We start from the raw sequence: 19,750 nt of genomic DNA, 5'->3' as shown, positions 1-19,750 counted from the left end.
ACGGTCGGCCCGCCGTACGGTCCGGGCTCGTGCGTTCCGGCGTACGGTCCGGGCTCGTGCGTTCCGGCGTGCCGTCCGGTGTCGAACGGTCCGGGCGGCGGCGCTGTCGCGGCCGGTTCGCCCGGCCGCGGGGCGGGCGCCGGGTCGGCCTTCGGCAGGTGTTCCGTGGGTCCGGCCGAGGCGGCCCGCGCTGTGCGTTCGGCGCGGGCGGTGGCGCGCAGGGCGCGCCAGCGGGCGACGGTGCCGAGGACGAACACCGTCAGGACGGCGAGCACCATCACCTGGCCGATGACCAGGCCCCAGAAGAGGCCGTACCCGGAGAGCTCGCCGGGCGGGGTGGCCGGGTAGGCGCCCGCCAGGTCGCCCGGGTCGGACACCAGGGCCCGTACCGCCGCCGGGGAGTTGCCGTAGGTCACGCCCGTCGGCCAGGCACCGTGGGCGAACAGGCCCGCGAGCCCGGCGCCCGTCCAGACGACGACGCTCAGCCCGAGGAGGAAGCCGAGCAGGGCGAGGATCAGCCCGTCCGGGAGGCCGCCGCCCTGGTGCTCCCCGCCCCGCGCCGGCCCCTGGGACCCCTGACGCCCGTCGCGCCCCCTGTCCATCTCACGCCACCGTCGACTGGGAGGACTCGTCGTCGTAGCTCTGGTGCTGCTCGATGAGTGCCGCCCGTTGCTCCGCCTCCCATTCGGCGGCCTGGACGTGCTCCGGCACCGGGGGCCTGGACGCCTCCGTCATGGCGCGGTCGGTGAAGACGAGCGGCCGTTCGGCCTCGGTGATGAGGTGCTTGACCACCTGCACGTTGCCGTTGACGTCCCAGACGGCGATGCCCGGTGTGAGGGTGGGGATGATCTCCACCGCCCAGCGTGGCAGCCCCAGGACCAGGCCCGTCGCCCGTGCCTCGTCGGCCTTCTGGGCGTACACCGTACGGGTGGAGGCCATCTTCAGGATGGCCGCCGCCTCCCGCGCCGCCGCCCCGTCGACGACGTCGGACAGATGGTGCACCACCGCCACGAACGACAGGCCGAGCCGCCGGCCGAACTTGAGCAGCCGCTGGAAGAGCTGTGCGACGAAGGGGCTGTTGATGATGTGCCACGCCTCCTCCACCAGGAAGATGCGCTTCTTGCGGTCGGGGCGGATCCAGGTGTGCTCCAGCCACACGCCGACGATCGCCATCAGGATCGGCATGGCGATCGAGTTGCGGTCGATGTGGGAGAGGTCGAAGACGATGAGCGGCGCGTCGAGGTCGATGCCGACGGTGGTCGGTCCGTCGAACATGCCGCGCAGGTCGCCGTCCACGAGCCGGTCGAGCACCAGGGCGACGTCCAGGCCCCAGGCGCGGACATCGTCTATGTCGACGTTCATCGCCGCCGCCGACTCGGGCTCCGGGTGGCGCAGTTGCTCGACGATGTCGGTGAGGACGGGCTGGCGGTCGGTGATGGTCTCGTTGACGTAGGCGTGCGCGACCTTCAGCGCGAAGCCGCTGCGCTCGTCGAGGCCGTGGCCCATCGCGACCTCGATGATGGTGCGCAGCAGGGCCAGCTGGCCGGTGGTGGTGATCGCCGGGTCGAGCGGGTTGAGGCGGATGCCGCCGTCGAGCGCCGTCATCGGGTCGAGCCGGATGGGGGTGATCCCCAGCTCCTGGGCGATGAGGTTCCACTCGCCGACGCCGTCCTCGCCCTGTGCGTCGAGGACGACGACCTGGCGGTCGCGGAAGCGCAGTTGCCGCAGGACGTACGTCTTCTCCAGCGCGGACTTGCCGTTGCCCGACTCGCCGAGGACGAGCCAGTGCGGGGCGGGGAGCTGCTGCCCGTAGAGCTGGAAGGGGTCGTAGATGTAGCCCTTGCCGCTGTAGACCTCGCGGCCGATGATCACGCCGGAGTCGCCGAGGCCGGGCGCGGCGGTCGGCAGATAGACGGCCTGCGCCTGCCCGGTCGAGGTGCGGACGGGCAGGCGGGTCGTCTCCACCTTCCCGAACACGAAGGAGGTGAACGCATCGGTGAGGACGGACAGCGGATCACGCATCAGTCGGGGCCCCTATCGGCGGATGCCGGTCGCGAACGGCAGGGTGTTCACAAAGGCCCGGTGGTGTTCGCGGTCGCACCACTCCAGCTTGAGATACGACTTGCCTGCGGAGGCCCTGATCGTGCGCTTGTCCCTGGCGAGTGCTTCGGGCGAACGCGACGACACAGTGATGTACCCGACGAGGTTGACCCCGGCCGCACCGCTCGCGAGATCTTCACCCCGCTGGTCGAGCCTGCCGTGCGCGGCGATGTCGCGCGGGTCGACGGTCCGGTTCATCTTGGCGGCGCGGCTGGCGTCGGCCTCGTCGTTGGTCTTCTCGGTCAGCATCCGCTCGATGGCCACCTCGGTCGGCTCCAGGTCCATCGTGACGGCGACCGTGCGGATGACGTCGGGGGTGTGGACCAGCAGCGGGGCGAGGAAGTTGACGCCGACCGGGGTCATCGGCCACTCCTTGACCCATGCCGTGGAGTGGCACCAGGGGGCGCGGGTGGACGACTCGCGGGTCTTGGCCTGGAGGTAGGTGGGCTCGACGGCGTCCAGTTCGGCCGGCCAGGCGTTGCGCTTGGTCATCGCCTGGATGTGGTCGATGGGGTGGTCCGGGTCGTACATCGAGTGCACGAGGGACGCCAGCCGGGACTGCCCGAGCGGTTGCCGGACGCGGATGTCCGCCTCGGCGAGGCGGGCGCAGATGTCGGTGAGCTCACGGGCCATGACGACGGCGAGGCCGGCGTCCCTGTCGAGGCGCCGGGTCCCGGCGGACGCCTTGGCGGCGCGGGCCATGGCGTGCGCCTCGGCGGCCAGTTCGCGGGAGTAGTGCATGCAGGCGACCAGGTAGGCGCGGTGCTGCTCGCTGGAGGTGGAGACCATCGACTGGAGCTGGTCGTAGGACTCCTGGAGCCAGCCGGGGGCGCCGTGGTCGCCGCGCTGGGCGACGTCCTTGGCGTGGGCGTCGGGGTCGGCGGGGAGGGTGCGGGCGAGCATCTGCAGGCGCGTCACGAAGCCGTCCCCGTTGGCGACGTGCTTGAGCAGCGTGCCGAAGCGGTCGACCAGGGCCTCCTGGTCCTCGCTGTCGCGCAGGCCGACGCCCGGGCCCTCGATCTCGATCGCGGCGGTCACCGTGCGGCGGTCGGCGTGCAGCAGCACGGCGATCTCGTCCGGCCCGAAGGGGGCCGCCAGCCAGCTGATCCGCCCGATGCCGGGCGGGGGGCCGATCTCGATCTCCCGCCCGTCGGCCCGGGTGCCGGCCTCCACGGCGCCGGAGCGGTAGGTGGTCCCCTGGCGCAGGGTGCGCTTGTACGACCGGTTGATCTCGAACCACCGGTAGAAGGTGCGGTGCTTGTACGGGAAGTAGACGGCCGCGAGCGCCAGCATCGGGAAGCCGACCAGCAGCACGATCCGCAGGGTGAGCACGGGGACCAGCAGCCCGCTCATCATGCCGAGGAACGCGCCGGCGATGATCAGCGCGATCTCGCCGGTCTCGCGGTTCTTGCCGACGATCGCGTTCGGCCGGGCCCGGCCGATGAGGTACGTGCGGCGGGGCGTGATCGGGTGGGACTGGGTGGTCAACGCCGGCCACCTCCTGTGCTGTTGCGGTTGCTGTGCGGGGTGTTGCTCGTCGGGGCGGCGCTGCGCGGCGGGGGCGCGGCGGTGGCGGCCTGTCCGCCGCCGCGGCTGCCGTGGGCGGCCATGCCGCCGCTGACCGGGTTGGAGGGCCGGGGTGCGCTCGCGCCGCTGTCGCCGCCGCCCTGGTCGCCGCGGGAGCTGTGGGTCTTGATGCCCTGGGACACCAGTGCGGCGGGCGAGCTGATGACGGCGGCGGCCTTGCCCTCGGCCGCGTTCTGGATGCGGTTGTTGCGGGAGTTCGCGATCTCGTCGCCGAAGCCGGGGACGAAGCGGTAGATCATCGCGGAGGCGAAGATGGCCAGCAGGATGATCGACAGGCCGGAGACGACCGCGGAGAAGGAGTCCGGTCCCTCGCCGGCCGAGAGCGCCCCGGCGAGGCCGAGGACGATCACGATGATCGGTTTGACCAGGATGATCGCGATCATGATGCCGGCCCAGCGGCGGACGTGGCCCCACATGTTCTTGTCGACGAGGCCCGCGTAGACCACGACACCCAGCAGGGCGCCGACGTAGAGCAGCACCGCGCGGATGAAGAGCTCGAGGAAGAGGACTCCGGCGGCGACGACGGTGACCAGCGAGACGATGATCAGCATGATCGGGCCGCCGCTGATGCTGTCGCCCTTCTGCAGGGCCTCCTTGAAGCTCCCGAAGAAGACGTCGGTCTGTTCCTGGGTCCCGGAGGCGACGACCTCGGTGAGCGCGTCGGTGGCCGAGACGACCGTGTAGAGCAGCAGCGGCGTGAAGGCGGAGGCCAGGACCGTCAGCCAGAGGAACCCGACGGCCTCGGAGAGCGCGGTCGTCAGCGGCACGCCCCGGATGGCCCGCTTGGCGACGGCCAGCAGCCACAGCACGAGCGTCAGGACGGTGGCCGCCGCGAAGACGATGGCGTAGCGGGCGAGGAACGCGGGGTTGGTGAAGTCGACCTCGGCGGTCTCCTTGACGGCCTTGGACAGGTAGTCGAGGACGCTGACGGCGGCGTCGGCGCAGCCGCGCGCGAGGGAGGAGAGGGGGTCGAGGGCGTCGGCGGGGTTGTTGGACACGGACCGGCCGCTGCTGCCGGGTTCGCCGTTGGTGCAATAGTCGCGGGCAGGTCCTGCGATCAGTTCACAGGGATCGTTGGTCGTGCTGGGTGACGGTGTCGGGGAAGGCTCAGCCACTGCGCGCGAGGCAAAGAGGACAACGGCAGCCTGCACCGTGACGACGAGTGGCAGTACGCGTGTCAGGGATCGAGGCCTAGCGGGCATAGGTGAACCCTCCGAATCCGTTGACTGCGTCCGCGATCTCATCCGAGCCGGAAACTTGGTTGTCGCCCGTCACAGGAGTCGGCCCGTTCCGCTGACTGGTCTCCAGGACCTTCCAGTCGGAATCCGTCCACTTGAGCTTCACCGTGACCGTGAACCACCCGTTCGTGACGGGCTTGGTGGACTTCTCGCCGGTCAGGCCGAAGAGCCCCACACACCACACGTCGATCTCCGCGGTGTTGGCCGTGTACTTCAGTACCTTGGTGCCGGCAGGCATCGTTCGATTGACGAACGTCGAGCCCGCGGGTGCGGTGCCGTCAGGATTGAGGCCGATCTGGGCAAGGAAGTCGGCGGAATAGTCGGCATCGAAACCGGACTGGAGCTCTGACCGGTTGGACGGGTCGGCAATCGCGGAAACGATCTCCCGGCGACGCTCCTTGTTGAACATGCCGTCGGAACCCAGCACGGCGGTGTAATTCGCCGCCGCGCTCTGCGCCCCCTGCTCGTCCTGGGCGTAGCCCGTCGGGATGTCGCCGGACTTGCCCTCGACCGGGCGGGTGCCGGTGGCCGCCGTCGGGGCCGCGCCCGGGGGCTTCGCGCCGTCGGTGGTGTTCCCGTCGTCCCCGCCGCCCTGGTTGGCGAAGGCGATCGCCGCGATGAGGAGCACGACGACGCCCACCACCCCGATGAGGGAGCGGGAGGGGCGGGCCGGGCGGCGGGAGCCGCCGTAGCCGTCGCCGTCGCCCGCGCCGGGCAGACGCGTGCGCGTCTGGCCCGAGCCGCCGAAGCCTTCGCTCGTACGGCCGCCGCCGTGTTCGTCGCCGAGGCTCATGTCGCGCTGGCTCCCTCAACCGGTCGTGTAGGTGCTGCTTGCCGCGCGGGGGCGGGGTGGTGACGTGACATCAGGGAAAGGACCTCTGCCGGTGGGCCCGGGCGGGCCCGGAGGTGACGGAACGGGTGGTCAGACGGCCATTCCGTACACGATGGTGAACACGGTCCCCAGTGAGCCGATGATGAAGACGCCGGTGAGGCCGGCGACGATCAGGCCCTTGCCCTGTTCCGCGCTGAACGTGTCGCGGAGGGCCGTCGCTCCGATGCGCTGCTTCGCCGCTCCCCAGATCGCGATGCCGAGGCAGAGCAGGATGGCAATCGCCATGACGACCTCGATCATCACCCGAGCTTCGTTGCCCAGGCTTCCGAACGGGCCCCAATTGGGGGCGATACCCCCGATGATGGTGGTGATGTCGCCCTTCTCGGCTGCCAGGATCATGTAACTCACCGCCCCTGTTGGTTCGTTGGCCGCCCACGCCGCACGGCACGGGTCACCGTCTATCTTCGCTGATGAAACCGCGCACGTAAGCCGTCTTCGAGGGTCTCTTTACCCGATCTCCGCACGTATGACCGAACCAGTGGCCCTGACCTGGGCCGGTGTGGCGTGATTCCGTCGTCGTGCGAGCATCGTCACTCTGTGTATCACGGAGCGTGACTCCGGGCAATGACTGTCGTTGTGCCACCTTTGGGGGGATTTGACGGCCCGTCCGGGGCGGCCGCGCCTGCCGGCGCCGCGCCCGGGGCCCGTCGCGCGGCAACCTCGGTGCGGGTGGTGGCGACTCCTTGGCATGGCCCCGGCAAGAGCTGGGGTCCCCCCACGAGGAGATCGGAAGCGACGCATGGGTCAGAGGGACGGCATGGTGCGGACGCGACGGCGGCACGGGCGGCGGGTCGGGCGGCGGGTCGGGGTGCCGCTGGCGCTGGCCGCCGCGCTGGGCATGGCATGGGGTACCGGTGCGGGGGCCTTCGCCGGGACGCAGGAGCCGGTGCCCGCGGAGGCGGCGGCCGGGCCGGCGGCCGCCGGCTGGGCCGACGACGTCGCCGACGGGTTCGCGTCGGTGGACGCGCTCGGACAGAACGGCACCTACGGCGGACGCGGCGGCGCGACCGTCACCGTGAAGACACTGGCGGACCTGGAGAAGTACGCGACGGCCGCCGAGCCCTACGTCATCGTGGTGGCCGCCGCGATCACGATGAACCCCAAGGGCAAGGAGATCAGGGTCGCCTCCGACAAGACGATCATCGGCTCGGGCACCTCGGGCCACATCGTCGGCGGCGGGTTCTTCCTCGGCCAGGGCGTCCACAACGTCATCATCCGGAATCTGACGATCCGTGACTCCTACGAAGGGGTCTGGAACGACAAGGACCACGACTGGGACGCCATCCAGATGGACGGGGCGCACCATGTGTGGATCGACCACAACGACCTGCGCAACATGGCCGACGGCCTGATCGACAGCCGCAAGGACACCACCTACGTCACGGTCTCCTGGAACCGGCTGGGCAACAACAACAAGACCTTCGGCATCGGCTGGACCGAGAACGTCACCGCCGAACTGACGATCCACCACAACTGGATCCGGGAGAGCGAGCAGCGCAACCCGTCCACGGACAACGTGGCCCGCGCCCACCTCTACAACAACTACCTCCAGGACGTGCCGGGGACCGCGATCACCACCTCGTACGGCAACTACTCCCGCGGTGCCACCCGGATGCTGCTGGAGAACAGCTGGTTCGAGGGGCTGAGGAACCCGGTCACCAAGGACGCCACGGCCTCCGTGGTGCAGCGCGGCAACGTGTTCCCCGGCACCAGCGGACGCAACGAGAGCGGGGGCACCGCCTTCGACGCGCGGGCGTACTACCCCTACACGCTCGACGCGACGGCCGACGTCCCCGCCCTGCTCAAGGCCGGGTCCGGGCCGCGTTCCACGCTCGGGACGGCGGCGACGGCCGGCACCGAGGGGGCGGCCGCGACCACGCTCACGGTCGCCAAGGACGGCACCGGGCAGTACACCTCCGTCCAGAAGGCGGTCGACGCCGTCCCCGCGGGCAACAGCTCGCGGGTGGTGATCGACGTACGGCCGGGCGTGTACCGGGAGACGGTCAAGGTGCCGTCGAACAAGCCGTACGTGACGATCCGGGGCACCGGCGGCAGCCGCAAGGACACCGTGATCGTCCACGGGAACGCCGCGGGCACGCCGAAGCCCGACGGCTCGGGGACGTACGGCACCAGCGGCAGCGCGACCGTGGCCGTGGAGGCGAGCGACTTCAGGGCCCGGAACCTCACCGTCGCCAACGACTTCGACGAGGCGGCCAACCAGCACCTCTCCGGACACCAGGCGGTGGCGCTGCGCACGGCGGCCGACCGGGTGTCGCTGGACGGCGTCATCGTCGAGGGCGATCAGGACACCCTGTTGCTGGACAGTCCGTCCAAGGACGCGCTGAGCCGCGTCCACGTCACCGACTCCTATGTGGTCGGCAACGTCGACTTCATCTTCGGCCGGGCGTCGGCGGTGATCGACCGGTCCGTCATCACGCTGAAGAAGCGGTGGAACGGCACCTCGGCGGGATACGTGACCGCGCCCAGCACCCCGGCGCACCGCAAGGGGTTCCTGATCAGCCGGTCGACGATCACCGGTGACGTGTCCGCCGGCAGCTTCCACCTGGGGCGGCCGTGGCACGCGGGCGGCGACGCGTCGCTGGATCCGCAGACGACCGTGCGCGACTCCAGCCTGGGGGCGGCGGTGAAGGCCGCGCCGTGGACGGACATGAGTGGTTTCTCGTGGAAGGACGACCGGTTCGCCGAGTACCGCAACTCCGGCGCCGGCGCCGGTGCGGCAGGTCCGGAACGGCCGCACCTGAGCGACGCGCAGGCGGCGGGGCAGGAGATCGCCGACTGGCTGGGCGGCTGGGACCCGGCCGCGGGCTGAACGGCGGCCGGCCGGCCCCGGGGAGACCGGCGGAGGAAGCGCGGCAACCTTTTCCCGTGCGGTGGCGACAGACGGGTGTGCCCCCCGGCGGGAGACCGCCGGCGCGGGCGCGGAGGACTCTGGCCTCCGCGTCGGGGCAGGCCGGGCAAGGGCCCCGCGAGCAGGCAGGGACGGGACGGGCCCCGGGCAGGGGTGCTCGTCCCGTCCATGCCCGTCCCTGCGTGTCGGACCGTGCGCGCCGCCTCGTCCGGCGCGGTACCCGCCGCCGGACTCAGCGCGGGGCGATGAAGAGACTCTGGGCGCTGCGGCCGATGGGCCCCTTCTCGTCGTGGAGCCGGGCGTCCGCGAGGCCGATGCCGGCCTCGTCGACGCTCGTCCGCGCGTCCACGCACACCCATTCGCCGAGCGGGTGGCGGTGAAGGTGGACGGTCAGGTCCGGGTTGATGAAGACGTGGCTGCGGAAGTCGAGGACGTTGCTGATGCCGTTGCCGGAGTCGGCGGCGACCAGGACACGGTCGAGGGCACGGGGCACGTCCCCCGCGATCAGCGGGATCCGCATCCGCATCCAGCAGGTGCCCGGGCCCTGCTCCCGCCAGGCGCCCGCGGCGAACCGGGTCTCCATCGACGTGTGGTAGCCGATGTCCCACGGGACGCCGAAGAAGGGGGTTGCGGAGGTCTCGGACGGGGCGGGGAGCAGCGGTCCCTGGGCGACCGCGGGGCCGGGCTCCTCGGTGGCGCGGATGCGCAGGGCCCGGGCGTGCATGACGGGCGTGCCGCCTTCCGGGGTGAGGACGGCCTCGACGACCTCGGTGCTCCTGCCGGAGCGCAGGACGGAGGTGGTGATCTCCAGCGGCGCGATCGGGACGGGGCGCAGGATCTCGTACGTGACGCGGGCGACGCGCATGTCGGTGCGGCCGCCGGGGCGTTCCTCCAGGGCGCGGCCGAGCAGGGCGGCGGGCGGGCCGGCGTGCTGGGACGCCGCGTCCCAGGGGCCGCGGGTGTGCTCCGTGGCGGCGAAGCGGTGCTCGCTGAGGCGCTCGAAGAACGCCTCGGACTCCGGTGTCGCTGCCGTCATGGCCGTCCGCCTCCCGCGATAGGTGCAGGACGCACGCTACCTGCGGGTAACGGAGGGATCCAGGGGGCGGGACGGCACGGAGAAGGGGTGCGGGGTCCCGTTCGGGATCCCGCACCCCTTCCGCGGCGGTGCCGTGCCGATGTCAGCGGCCGAACACCATGTAGCCGAGGAGGCCGAGGGCGACGGCCAGCAGGGCGATGAACGTCACCGTGGCGACGGTGCCGCCCGCGTCGCCGCGGCGGCCCTGACGGCCGGCGCCGGTGCCCCCGGTCCGCGCGTTGCTCGCGTCCGCCGTGTCCGCTGCGCCTGTCGTGTCCGGGGTGACGGTCACGATCGCAGAGTTCTTCACTGGTGCTCCTGTGGTGCTTGCCTCTCCGTGGTCGACGGAGGGGTTTTGGCCTCAGCCTTGTGGCTGCGTGACACAGAGTAGTGGCAACTGGTCCAGACCACGACCACCGGGTGGGTGGCCAACGAGCCCTGTACCGGCAGCTTTGCCGTACTCACGGGAACTGTAAGGCGTCAAAGGTGAGGGAGGGGCTGTTTCGCGTCATCCTCACGGTCGCTCAACGTCACCGGTCCGCGGCCGGGGGTGAGCGGGGCGCCGCCGCGGGGTCCCCGACAACCACCCTGCGCAGTGGGGCCGGTCGGCCAGAGTCACCGCTGTGACCGACGACGCGGCGACACAGGCCCGCGTCGACACCACCCGGCCCCCACCGCGCGCATCCGGATCTACTGGACCGGCGGCAAGGACGACTACGCCGTCGACCAGGAGGCAGGTGACCGGATCCGTGCGCTGCACCCGGGAATCGGCGACCACGCCCTTGCCGGCCGGCGCTTCCTCGGCCGGGCGGCCCGCCACCTCGCCGCCGACGCCGGGATCCGGCGGTTCCTCGGCGTCGGCACGGGCCTGCGGCCGTCCCGCCCGCGTCACCCGGCGGCCCGCAGGGCCGCCGTCGCCGCGTGGTGGCCGCACATGCCGTGGACCGACGGACCCGGCGGGGTGGCCGACGAGCACAGCCAGGTGCCCGGCAGCGGTGTCCGGTACGGGTTCCACCCGGCCACCGGCCGGGCGAGGACCTGGCGAAGGCTCAGCGCCCCGCAACCGATGTCCCCGCCCACGTAGTTGGGGTTGTACACGCCCAGCTCGGCGGCCGAGAGGCCGCGTTCGGCGACGATCGTGTCGGTGAAGCCGGGCGCGTGGGCCTCGACGGCGGACCGGATCATCGTGAGCGGATTGCGCGGATCGCCGTGCGGGACGTGCGCGTAGGCCCAGACGGGGCGTCTGCCGCCCACGGCCCGGGACGGATCGGCGGCAGCCGGGTCGACCAGGATGATGTACGGCCGCGCGACCCGGCGTCCCCGCGCGGTGGCGGTCTCGGCGTGCCGCAGTTCCTCCGGCAGGCCGTGCGCGCCCCCCAGGTGCACGGTCGCGGCCTGCGCGAGGCGGGGGTCCGTCCAGGGGATGGTCCCCTCGACGAGGAAGTCGGCCTTGGCCGCCCCCGGGCCGTAGCGGTAGCGGGCCAGCCGGCGGCGGTAGCCGGCGGGCAGCGGGGCGATCCGGGCCAGTTCCCGCGGTGAGACGTCCAGCATGGTGATGCGCCGTCCGGCCGGCAGCTCGTGCAGGCTGTTCACGCGGACGCCGGTGTGGATCCGGCCCCCCAGGCGCTCCAGCTGCGCGGCCATGGCCGCCGCGAGCGTACCCGAACCGCCCTGCGGGACCGGCCAGCCCGTGCTGTGGGCGAGGTGTCCCAGCAGCAGGGCGACCGCGGCCGTGGTGGGGGAGGGGAGCCGGCCGACGCCGTGCGCGGCGACCCCGGCCAGCAGTGCCCGGGCGGGCTCGGTGCGCAGGGTGCCGCCCAGGCGCAGGGCGTGGACGGGGACGCGGGGCGCCAGTGCGGTGAGGGCGCCGAGCGGCGGCACGCCGCGCTGGTCGGACAGCATCAGCTCGACCACCGGCCGGGAGCGGGCGATCAGCGGTTCCATCAGCCGCCGCCAGCGCGGCCCGTCGGAGCCGAGGTCCGCGCAGGTGGCGTCGAGGTCCCGCCAGGCCACGGCGGCCGGTCTCCCCTTCAGGGGGTGGGCGTACGCGGCGGGGGAGTGCAGCAGGCGGACGCCGTGCTCCTCCAGCGCGAGCGAGCGCAGGAAGGGGGAGACGGGCGCCATCGGGTGGACGGCCGCGCAGATGTCGTGCACCACGTCCGAGTCGAAGAGCGGCTCCGTACGCAGCCCTCCGCCGATGCTCCCGTGCGCCTCGAACACCTCGACGGCGAGGCCCGCGCGCGCGAGCGTGAGCGCGGCGGCGAGGCCGTTCGGCCCCGAGCCGACGACGACGGCGTCCGTCATGCCACTCCTCCGGGAGATCGTGCCCTTGTCGGGCGGTGCCGTTCGGCCGTATCGGGGGTTCTGGCGTCCCGGCGCGTTCAGCCGGCCGGCCTGTTCTGCCGCGCCGGCCCGTCCAGCCCGCCGGGGCGCGCCCCTGCCCGGTCGCGCTCCTGCTCTGCCGCGCCGTACCCCCGCCTTGCCCGGCCCCCGCCTCGCCCGGCCCGCGCCGCGCCGTGACCGGGTCAGCGGATGTCGGGGCGCGGCGCGGGAGCGGGCGCGGCGGTGAGCGTCGCGACGGCGAGGCGGTCGGTCTTCGCCGGGTCGCCGAAACGGTGCAGCAGCAGCCACCTGCCGTCGTCGTGCGCGGCCGCCACCACGGAGGCGTCACGGGTGGCGCCGTTGTGCCAGAGCGTCGGGCCGGCGCGGCGCCAGGTGGGTGCCGGGGCGCCCAGCCGGCGCTCGACGAGGAGGCCGACGAGCACCCGGGCCATGGTCCTGGGCGTCGCCCACAGGCCGCCGGACGGCAGGATCGCTCCCGTCAGGTTCCACAGAGGGCGGGGCCGCCCCAGCAGCGTCCGGGGGACGAGGCGCAGGTCCCCGGGCGGCCGTGCGGTGACCGCGCCGGCCGCCAGATCCAGGGGCCGCAGGACGTGTGCGTCCACCAGCTCCTGGTAGGTGCGTCCCGTGGCGGTGGTGAGGGCGAGACCCAGGACGGCGTAGCCGAGGTTCGAGTACTCCTCCTCCTCGCCGGCCGGTGAGCGGCGCAGCGCCTCGAGGTCCCGCAGCGCGTCCCGCAGGGCGGTCTCGGTGAAGTCCGCGTACGGGTCGTCGGGCGGGCCGGTGGGCACCGGGAGCAGCCGGGGCAGGCCCGAGGTGTGCTCGGCGAGCCGGCGCGGGGTGATCGCGCTCGTGCGGGGCACCTCCGGGAGGATCTCGTGCAGCGGCGCGTCCGGGTCGAGCGCGCCCTGTCCGGCCAGTGCGGCCAGGACGGTGCCGGTGAAGACCTTGCTGAGCGAGCCGATCTCCACGAACCGGTCGGGGTCGTGCCCGTGGGCGACACGGTCCTCGATGCCGGGTCCGCCGAGAAGGCAGGTCGGTGTCCGCACGTCGGTTGCTCCTGTCAGAGGGGTGGGGCCGGGCAGGTCAGGCGGGCCCGGCGGCCGCGGCAGCCGGCCGCGCGGACTCCGGGTCGGGTGCCGGCGTGCCGGACCCGGGCTGCGGGTCCCCGTCGCCTGGCGGGGTGCCGGTGTCCGGCGCCCGTCCGGTGCGGGCCCGTATGCGGATACGGACGGCCGCCTCGGCGCGTTCGAGCGCGCCGGACAGGAACACGAGGTCGCAGGCGATCATGGTCAGCGCGAAGCCGGTGAGGCCCATGAAGAACGCGATGGACACATGGAAGGCGATGGACGTCGCGGCCGCCCACGGGCGCAGCGCCGGGACGAGGACGCCGAGCGGGAAGTACACCAGGAAGGCCACGGTCCCGTAGGTGCCGAGGACGACCAGGGCGTCGTTCTCGTACACCAGGTGCGACCAGCCGGGCAGTTCGAACTCGGGCACCCGCATCACGTAGAAGAGGGCGGTGCCGTCCTGCCACTCCTGCCCCATGACCTTGTAGAGGCCGGAGACGACGTAGACCAGGCAGATCTGGACGGCGACCATGAGGACGCCGAGGTTGTGGAACGGCACACCGACCGCGCGCACCGCGCCCGGCAGCAGGCCCGGCAGGCGCCCGGCCAGGCCGGTGGGCAGGGAGAACCGGTCGTAGCAGCGGGTCAGCAGCAGGAACGGGATGACGACGTAGGCGAGGTTGTCGCCACCGTCGAGCAGGCCCGGCTGCCGCTGGTACACCGACCACAGCAGGACCCAGTGCAGGGCCAGACCCGGGCGTCCGCCGACGCCGAGCACGACGGCGAGCCCTGCCGCGATCCCCGCGTGGAAGAGGATCTCGGACCAGGCGGGGGAGGCGGAGAGCGCGTAGAGGCTGAATCCGGTCAGCTGGTCCAGGAACTCGTCGTGGGGCAGGATCCCGTCGGGACCGAAGAGGTAGTTCCGTTCCCGGTACTGGCTCACGTAGTACATGAGGCCGACGAAGCCGAGGAGTGCGCGGGTGCCCGAGACGCCGGTGACGGCGGCCGGATGGAGGGTCCAGGCGTCCAGGCGGGCGGGGAAGCCCTTCATCGCAGCTCCTCCCGCTTCACCCAGTCGAAGTCCTTGACCATGACCTCGTCCTCGGCGGACGGGTCGTTCCGCCGGGACCACGGCGGGAGTTCACGCACGTACATACGGACCTGGATCCTCTCGGGCCTCCCGTCGCAGGCCGCCGGCATCCGGTCCCAGGCGTAGCGGGCGAGGGTCTTCACCGCCTCCTTCTCCGTGACCTTCTCGTACGGCAGCGGGGGCAGCACGGGCTTCTTGTCGTTGGTCTGCTGCTGGCGCAGCCTCCTGAGCAGCTCCTCGCTGCTGGTGACGTTCTGGAGGGCGGCGGAGACGATCCGCACGTCGCGCGAGGGGAAGAAGCGGGAGCTCTGCACCTTCTCCAGCGCGGCGGCCGACACGTCGTAGTACGCGGACACGGAGCCGTCGCGGCACGTCGCGCGGGCCAGGATGCCGCGGTCGTCCGACATGGGGGTGGGGGCGAAGAGCTGCCAGTTCTGCGAGAAGTACGGGTCCAGGTACGCCGCCACCCGGTCCCCGTACACCAGCTTCGCCGGGCTGAGCGGTGCCTGGGACAGGGCGGCCAGGGTCATGTGAACGCCCAGGAGGGCGCCGCCGATGAGCAGCGCCGCCCTCCTGGTGGTGCGATGTGTCGTCGTCACGTGGTGATCAGCGGTCGAAGACCGTGTCGGCCGGGACGCCCGCCGGCAGCTCGGCCGGCGAGGCGAAGATGCTGCCGTGGCTCAGCATGTTGTCGGCGTTGCTCTTGGCGACGACGGCCATGCCCTTGCCGACGGCCGTCGCCTTGTGCGCGCCCTTGGTGGCGGCCTTGCCGACCGACTTGGCCGCCTTGCCCAGCAGCGAGCCCAGGGCCTGCGGCGCGGGCTGCGCGCCCTCGACGGCGGCGACCGGGGCGGCCGGCTGCGCCGGCGCGGCCTGGGCGCTGCCCTGGGTGGCGACGAAGAGGGCGACCCCGGCGGTGGCGACGCCGGCGGCGGTGGCGATCTTCTTGATGTTCACAGGTATTCCTCACCTTGGATCGGGTGGTCCGTGGACGGACCGCCCGGTTACGGGCACAGCCCTGCCCGCCACCCCACGCCGTACCGCGTGGGGTGGTGCCTGGTGCGGGCTGCGGCTTCGAGCCTGCCTTCCGCGGGCGGGGCTCTCCATTGCCTCTAGAGGCATCGCCTGATGCGGCGTCGCCCGATGAGGCATGACCTGATGAGGCATGACCCGATGAGGCGTCGCCTCATGCGGCGACGCCTGATGCGGCATCGCCTCAGGAGGCGATGGCGTCCTCGGCCAAGGTGTCGTGATGCTGGACCGCGACCAGGCTCGCCTCGAATCTGGACCCGACGTCCAGCTTTCTGACGATGCTGGTGATGTGCGCCCGCAGGGTCCGCTCGGCGATCCCGAGCTGCCCGGCGAGCACGCGATTGGTCCTGCCCCGGGCCAGATGGCGCAGTACTTCGCGCTCCCGGCCGGTCAGCAGGTCGAGTTTCCCGGCGTCCACCGACACGGGAAACGGATGGGCGTCGTGCGCCGCTGTCATCGTGTACTCCCCCTGTATCTCTGCCTGCCTCGGACCGACGTGGCGGTACGGCAGGGCGGGACGGGGGTGGGGCCGCTCTGCGGCCGGCAGTGGTCAGATGCCGGCATCGCGGCCCGCCCGGCCCGACTTGGCCTGGAGCTTACCCTTCGGTACGGGTCCGAACTCGGGGGGCCGTCGTCCTCCTCGCGGGGCCCTTCGCCTCCTACACTGACTTCCGGGTCGGGCTACTACCGTGCGGCGAAGGGTGGTTGACGGTGCGTAAGGCGTGGCTGGTCGCCGGGGTGTCACTCGGCGGTGCCCTGCTCTTCGTCGCCCTGCTCGTCGTCGGCACCTACTCGGCCGCGGCCGGCATCTTCGGCGGCGACGCCAAGGGCGGGGCGGTGGGCCTGGCGAAGGGGGCCGTCCCGGCGCGCTACCAGTCGCTGGTGCAGACGTGGGGCAACCTCTGCCCCGCGATCAACCCCGCCCTGCTCGCCGCCCAGCTCTACCAGGAGAGCGGCTGGAACCCGCGGGCGCAGAGTCCCGCCGCCGCGCAGGGCATCGCCCAGTTCATCCCTGGCACCTGGGCGACGCACGGCATCGACGGCGACAAGGACGGCGACCGTGACGTCTGGGACCCGGCCGACGCGATTCCCTCGGCGGCTTCGTACGACTGCGAACTGGCCGGATATGTTCGCAAGGCGCCGGGGGACCCGACCGACAACATGCTCGCCGCGTACAACGCCGGCGCCTATGCCGTCATCAAGTACGGCGGCGTCCCGCCGTACCGCGAGACGCAGAACTACGTGAAGGTCATCCGCACGCTGGAGAAGAGCTTCGCGCGGCCGGTCGGACGCGTCGAGCCCTCGCGGCAGGCGGCCGGCGCCATCTACTTCGCGCAGCAGAAGCTCGGCACCAAGTACCTGTGGGGCGGCAACGGGACGCCCGAGCAGGGCGGGCGGTTCGACTGCTCCGGCCTCACCCAGGCCGCGTACCGCACGGTGGGCATCGAACTGCCGCGGGTCGCCAACGACCAGTACAACGCCGGTCCGCACCCCTCGCGCGACGAACTGATGCCGGGGGACCTGGTGTTCTTCTCCGACGATCTGACCAACTCGCGGGCGATCCGCCATGTCGGTCTCTACGTCGGCGGCGGATACATGATCAACGCCCCGTACACCGGCGCGGTGATCCGCTTCGACAAGATCGACACCCCCGACTACTTCGGCGCCACCAGGGTCACCAAGGACGGCGCCGCGGCCCTGCCGACGGCGCTCCCGGCGGCCTGACCGCACCCCGGTCCACCGGCCGGGTGGCTGGAAAGTGCCCTTTACCGCAGGGCTCTGAGCTGCGATGACGTGTCACTCTTCGATAACGTCATGGTGATCGTTCGGTGGAGGGTGGAACGAGGCCGGGGTCCATGTCGTTCCCTGGTCAGGGAGGCCGCCGCACTGACCATGCAGCACACACCCGACCGACCACGGGGGTTGGGAGAACGGCGCGCAGGACGCGCGCCGGCAGGCAACAAGGCAAGGGGCCGCGGCAGATGGCTGGACTCGCAATCGGGTTCCCCCTGACGGAGTCGAGGGATTCGATGAATCCCGACGTCAGCCTGCTCTACGACATCAACGGTCTGGCGAAGGACGCCCCCGGCTGGTTCGACCGGACCATGGAGTTCGTCGGCGAGTACGGGATCATGCTGGGGCTGGTCCTGGTGGCGCTCTGGTGCTGGTGGAGCGTCCGCCGTCGCGGCACCGCGGAGGATTCGGTGGTCGCGGTGGCCGGGCTCGTCTGGGCGCCGCTGGCCGCGGGGATCGCCCTGCTGATCAACATCCCCATCCGCGGCTTCGTGGAACGGCCCCGGCCCTTCAACGACCACGAGGGCCTGGAGGTCCTGGTCGAGGGGAAGACCGACTTCTCCTTCGTCAGCGACCACTCGACGATGGCCATGGCGGTCGCCGCCGCGCTCTTCGTCGCCCACCGCCGCTTCGGGACGGCCGCGCTCGGGCTCGCCTTCGCCGAGGGCTTCTGCCGCGTCTACATGGGCGTCCACTATCCGACCGACGTCATCGGCGGGTTCGCCCTCGGCACCGCCGTGGCCCTGCTGCTCGCCCCGGTCGCGCTGGCGCTGCTCACTCCGCTGGTGTCCGCCGTCGCCGGGTCCCGGGTGCTGGGGCGGCTGGTGCGCTCGCGCCGCGCGGGCAGCGCCCGCCTGGTCGAGCCGCTGGACATCCCCGAGCCCCGCACCGAGGACACCGGCCCGGGCGCCAACGGATTGGCGGCGTAGCCGCCCGGAGGGCGGCGGCGCGCCCACCGGCGCCGAGGACCTCCGGCCCCGGCCCGCAGCCCTCCGCGGGGACGGTCAGAGGGCCTGGGGGTGGTCGAAGAGCCCGTCGGGGTCGTAGCGGTGCCTGAGGCGGGTGAGACGGTCGGCCGCCGGGCCGTAGTACGCCTCGCGCCAGTTCGTCAGCTGCGGGTCGGCGTAGTTCTGGTACGCGGCGCCCGAGGCGTGGCGCCGCATCGCGGCGCGGGTGTCCGCGAGCCATGACAGGGCGTCGGTCCCCCGGGTGCCGGGCCGCCACGCGCCGATGTACTGGGCCAGGATCCGTGAGCGGCGGTGGACGAACGACGTCGCCAGCCGGTCGACCCGGTTCACCGCGCCGCCGAGCGCGGTCAGCAGCACGCTGCCGTCGGCCGCGCCCCGGGCGGCCGGGATGCGGGTGAACGCCTCGGCCGCCGCGATCAGGGCCCGCACCCCACCACCCGTCAGGTCCCGGTCGAAGAAGTCGGAGGCGGACGCGTAGGTCTCGCGCGGGAGCGTGCCCTCGGGCCCGCGCCCCGGTGTGCCACCGGGCAGCCGGCACTGCTCCTCGTCGAGCCCGAGGCACCCGGCGGCGGCGAGCATGGCGTCGAGGTACGGACGGGGTCGCAGGGCGACGGACGCCGCCGAGGAGCCCGCCGCGTCCGCGAGCCGGTCGACCGCGTTGCGCAGACCGGCCTCGTCGCCGAGCGTGAGGGCCATGACCGAGAGCGTCGGGGGGACGCCGCCGGGTCCCGCGTTCACCGTCGCCGACGACCAGATCTCGTCCGGCTGCGCGGGCCCCCACCGCTGCCAGGCCGTCAGGACCGCCTCGGCCTTCGACCAGGGCCAGTTCAGGTAGGCGGCCACGGTGGGCGGCGCCGGGTGGGTGCGGAACCGGAAGCGGGTGACCACCCCGAAGCCGGCGGTGCCGCCGCCGCGCAGGGCCCAGTGCAGGTCCCGGTCGCCGTCGGCGCCCGCGGTCCTGATCGCGCCGTCGGCGGTGACGACCGTGGCCTCCGTCATGCTGTCGCAGGTCAGGCCGTAGGCACGGGAGACCACCCCGTGGCCGCCGCCGAGGGCGAGCCCGGAGATGCCGACCGTCGGACAGGAACCGCCGGGCACCGTGCGTCCGGTGCGGGCCAGCCCGCGGTACACGCCGGAGAGTTTCGCCCCCGCGCCGATCGTGCCGTCGGCGCGCACCTCGTCGAGCGAGGACACGTCGACGACGAGCCGCCCGGTCCCCGACGACCAGCCGCCGTAGGAGTGGCCGCCGTTGCGGACCGCCACGGGGACGGAGCGGGCCCGCGCGTACGCCAGGCACTCCCGCACGTCGTCCTCGCCCGCGACGTAGGCGACGGCCGCGGGCCTCAGGCCGTCGAAGCGGGTGTTGTAGAGCTGCCGGGCGCTCGCCCAGTCGGCGTCGCCGGGCAGGACCAGCAGGCCGTCCAGTCCCCGGGCGAGGGCCCGGCAGCTCTACAACACCCGCTTCGACGGCCTGAGGCCCGCGGCCGTCGCCTACGTCGCGGGCGAGGACGACGTGCGGGAGTGCCTGGCGTACGCGCGGGCCCGCTCCGTCCCCGTGGCGGTCCGCAACGGCGGCCACTCCTACGGCGGCTGGTCGTCGGGGACCGGGCGGCTCGTCGTCGACGTGTCCTCGCTCGACGAGGTGCGCGCCGACGGCACGATCGGCGCGGGGGCGAAACTCTCCGGCGTGTACCG

At 72.6% G+C, this 19,750-nt stretch carries 17 protein-coding genes and 2 pseudogenes; 5 read left to right on the top strand and 14 right to left on the bottom strand.

Annotation, left to right across the window (positions count from 1 at the left end; translation table 11 throughout):
- Positions 1-603: 603 nt before the first annotated feature.
- From EAO77_RS06350 to EAO77_RS06330, 5 genes are all read right to left on the bottom strand, one after another.
- Positions 604-2,022, bottom strand: a complete 1,419-nt coding sequence (locus tag EAO77_RS06350) for an ATP-binding protein (RefSeq protein WP_147987097.1) — start codon at positions 2,020-2,022, stop codon at positions 604-606.
- A 12-nt stretch (positions 2,023-2,034) separates the two neighbouring features.
- Positions 2,035-3,588 carry an SCO6880 family protein gene (locus EAO77_RS06345; RefSeq protein WP_147987096.1) on the bottom strand — a complete coding sequence of 518 codons (1,554 nt, stop codon included), beginning with the start codon at positions 3,586-3,588 and terminating at the stop codon, positions 2,035-2,037.
- Positions 3,585-4,889, bottom strand: a complete 1,305-nt coding sequence (locus tag EAO77_RS06340; RefSeq protein ID WP_147987095.1) for a hypothetical protein — start codon at positions 4,887-4,889, stop codon at positions 3,585-3,587. Before EAO77_RS06340 ends, EAO77_RS06345 begins: the two co-directional genes overlap by 4 nt.
- Positions 4,879-5,718 (bottom strand): hypothetical protein, encoded by an 840-nt coding sequence (locus tag EAO77_RS06335; protein ID WP_147987094.1) that lies wholly within the window; start codon positions 5,716-5,718, stop codon positions 4,879-4,881. The genes EAO77_RS06340 and EAO77_RS06335 overlap by 11 nt, the downstream gene beginning before the upstream one ends.
- Before the next feature lie 129 nt (positions 5,719-5,847).
- Positions 5,848-6,156: a hypothetical protein gene (locus EAO77_RS06330; protein WP_147987093.1), complete on the bottom strand. Its 309-nt coding sequence runs from the start codon at positions 6,154-6,156 to the stop codon at positions 5,848-5,850.
- 400 nt (positions 6,157-6,556) lie between these two features.
- Here EAO77_RS06330 and EAO77_RS06325 point away from each other — a divergent pair, with 400 nt between their 5' ends.
- Positions 6,557-8,647 carry a pectinesterase family protein gene (locus EAO77_RS06325; RefSeq protein WP_410088285.1) on the top strand — a complete coding sequence of 697 codons (2,091 nt, stop codon included), beginning with the start codon at positions 6,557-6,559 and terminating at the stop codon, positions 8,645-8,647.
- A gap of 271 nt (positions 8,648-8,918) precedes the next feature.
- On the opposite strand, the gene EAO77_RS06320 is transcribed toward EAO77_RS06325, so the two are convergent.
- Complete coding sequence (locus EAO77_RS06320; RefSeq protein WP_147987092.1) at positions 8,919-9,722, bottom strand: thioesterase family protein; 804 nt, start codon at positions 9,720-9,722, stop codon at positions 8,919-8,921.
- 142 nt (positions 9,723-9,864) lie between these two features.
- Positions 9,865-10,071, bottom strand: coding sequence for a hypothetical protein (locus EAO77_RS06315; protein ID WP_147987091.1), 207 nt, complete (start codon positions 10,069-10,071; stop codon positions 9,865-9,867).
- A 313-nt stretch (positions 10,072-10,384) separates the two neighbouring features.
- On the opposite strand from EAO77_RS06315, the pseudogene EAO77_RS06310 reads away from it, so the two are divergent.
- Positions 10,385-10,674: pseudogene (locus EAO77_RS06310) on the top strand (SAM-dependent methyltransferase); the annotation flags it as partial.
- Here the strand turns inward: EAO77_RS06310 and EAO77_RS06305 are convergent.
- The 6 genes from EAO77_RS06305 to EAO77_RS06280 all read right to left on the bottom strand — a co-directional run bounded on the left by EAO77_RS06305 (position 10,650) and on the right by EAO77_RS06280 (position 15,750).
- Positions 10,650-12,065, bottom strand: a complete 1,416-nt coding sequence (locus tag EAO77_RS06305) for a phytoene desaturase family protein (protein WP_147987090.1) — start codon at positions 12,063-12,065, stop codon at positions 10,650-10,652. The pseudogene EAO77_RS06310 and the gene EAO77_RS06305 overlap by 25 nt on opposite strands.
- A gap of 221 nt (positions 12,066-12,286) precedes the next feature.
- On the bottom strand, positions 12,287-13,150 hold the full coding sequence (locus tag EAO77_RS06300; protein ID WP_147987089.1) for a serine hydrolase domain-containing protein: 864 nt from the start codon (positions 13,148-13,150) through the stop codon (positions 12,287-12,289).
- A gap of 37 nt (positions 13,151-13,187) precedes the next feature.
- Positions 13,188-14,222 carry an HTTM domain-containing protein gene (locus tag EAO77_RS06295; protein WP_147987088.1) on the bottom strand — a complete coding sequence of 345 codons (1,035 nt, stop codon included), beginning with the start codon at positions 14,220-14,222 and terminating at the stop codon, positions 13,188-13,190.
- On the bottom strand, positions 14,219-14,860 hold the full coding sequence (locus EAO77_RS06290; RefSeq protein WP_147987087.1) for a DUF5819 family protein: 642 nt from the start codon (positions 14,858-14,860) through the stop codon (positions 14,219-14,221). Before EAO77_RS06290 ends, EAO77_RS06295 begins: the two co-directional genes overlap by 4 nt.
- Positions 14,861-14,867: 7 nt before the next feature.
- On the bottom strand, positions 14,868-15,218 hold the full coding sequence (locus EAO77_RS06285; RefSeq protein WP_147987086.1) for a hypothetical protein: 351 nt from the start codon (positions 15,216-15,218) through the stop codon (positions 14,868-14,870).
- A 259-nt stretch (positions 15,219-15,477) separates the two neighbouring features.
- A complete protein-coding gene (locus EAO77_RS06280; protein WP_147987085.1) occupies positions 15,478-15,750 on the bottom strand; it encodes a response regulator transcription factor in 273 nt (90 codons plus the stop codon).
- A gap of 254 nt (positions 15,751-16,004) precedes the next feature.
- Here EAO77_RS06280 and EAO77_RS06275 point away from each other — a divergent pair, with 254 nt between their 5' ends.
- Together EAO77_RS06275 and EAO77_RS06270 are read left to right on the top strand one after the other, a co-directional pair.
- Positions 16,005-17,018 carry an NlpC/P60 family protein gene (locus EAO77_RS06275; protein WP_187283133.1) on the top strand — a complete coding sequence of 338 codons (1,014 nt, stop codon included), beginning with the start codon at positions 16,005-16,007 and terminating at the stop codon, positions 17,016-17,018.
- Positions 17,019-17,275: 257 nt separating this feature from the next.
- Complete coding sequence (locus EAO77_RS06270; protein WP_147987084.1) at positions 17,276-18,016, top strand: phosphatase PAP2 family protein; 741 nt, start codon at positions 17,276-17,278, stop codon at positions 18,014-18,016.
- 75 nt (positions 18,017-18,091) lie between these two features.
- Here EAO77_RS06270 and EAO77_RS06265 read toward each other — a convergent pair.
- Positions 18,092-19,495: pseudogene (locus EAO77_RS06265) on the bottom strand (FAD-binding oxidoreductase); the annotation flags it as partial.
- 73 nt (positions 19,496-19,568) lie between these two features.
- Between EAO77_RS06265 and EAO77_RS06260 the strand changes: the two are divergent.
- On the top strand, positions 19,569-19,750 hold a 182-nt coding region (locus EAO77_RS06260), incomplete at its 3' end, for an FAD-binding protein (protein ID WP_410088283.1).

The organism is Streptomyces sp. T39, from assembly GCF_008042045.1.
Classification (GTDB): Bacteria; Actinomycetota; Actinomycetes; order Streptomycetales; family Streptomycetaceae; genus Streptomyces.
The sequence above is the reverse complement of the archived record's forward strand: the minus strand, read 5'-3'. Positions and strand labels throughout refer to the sequence as shown.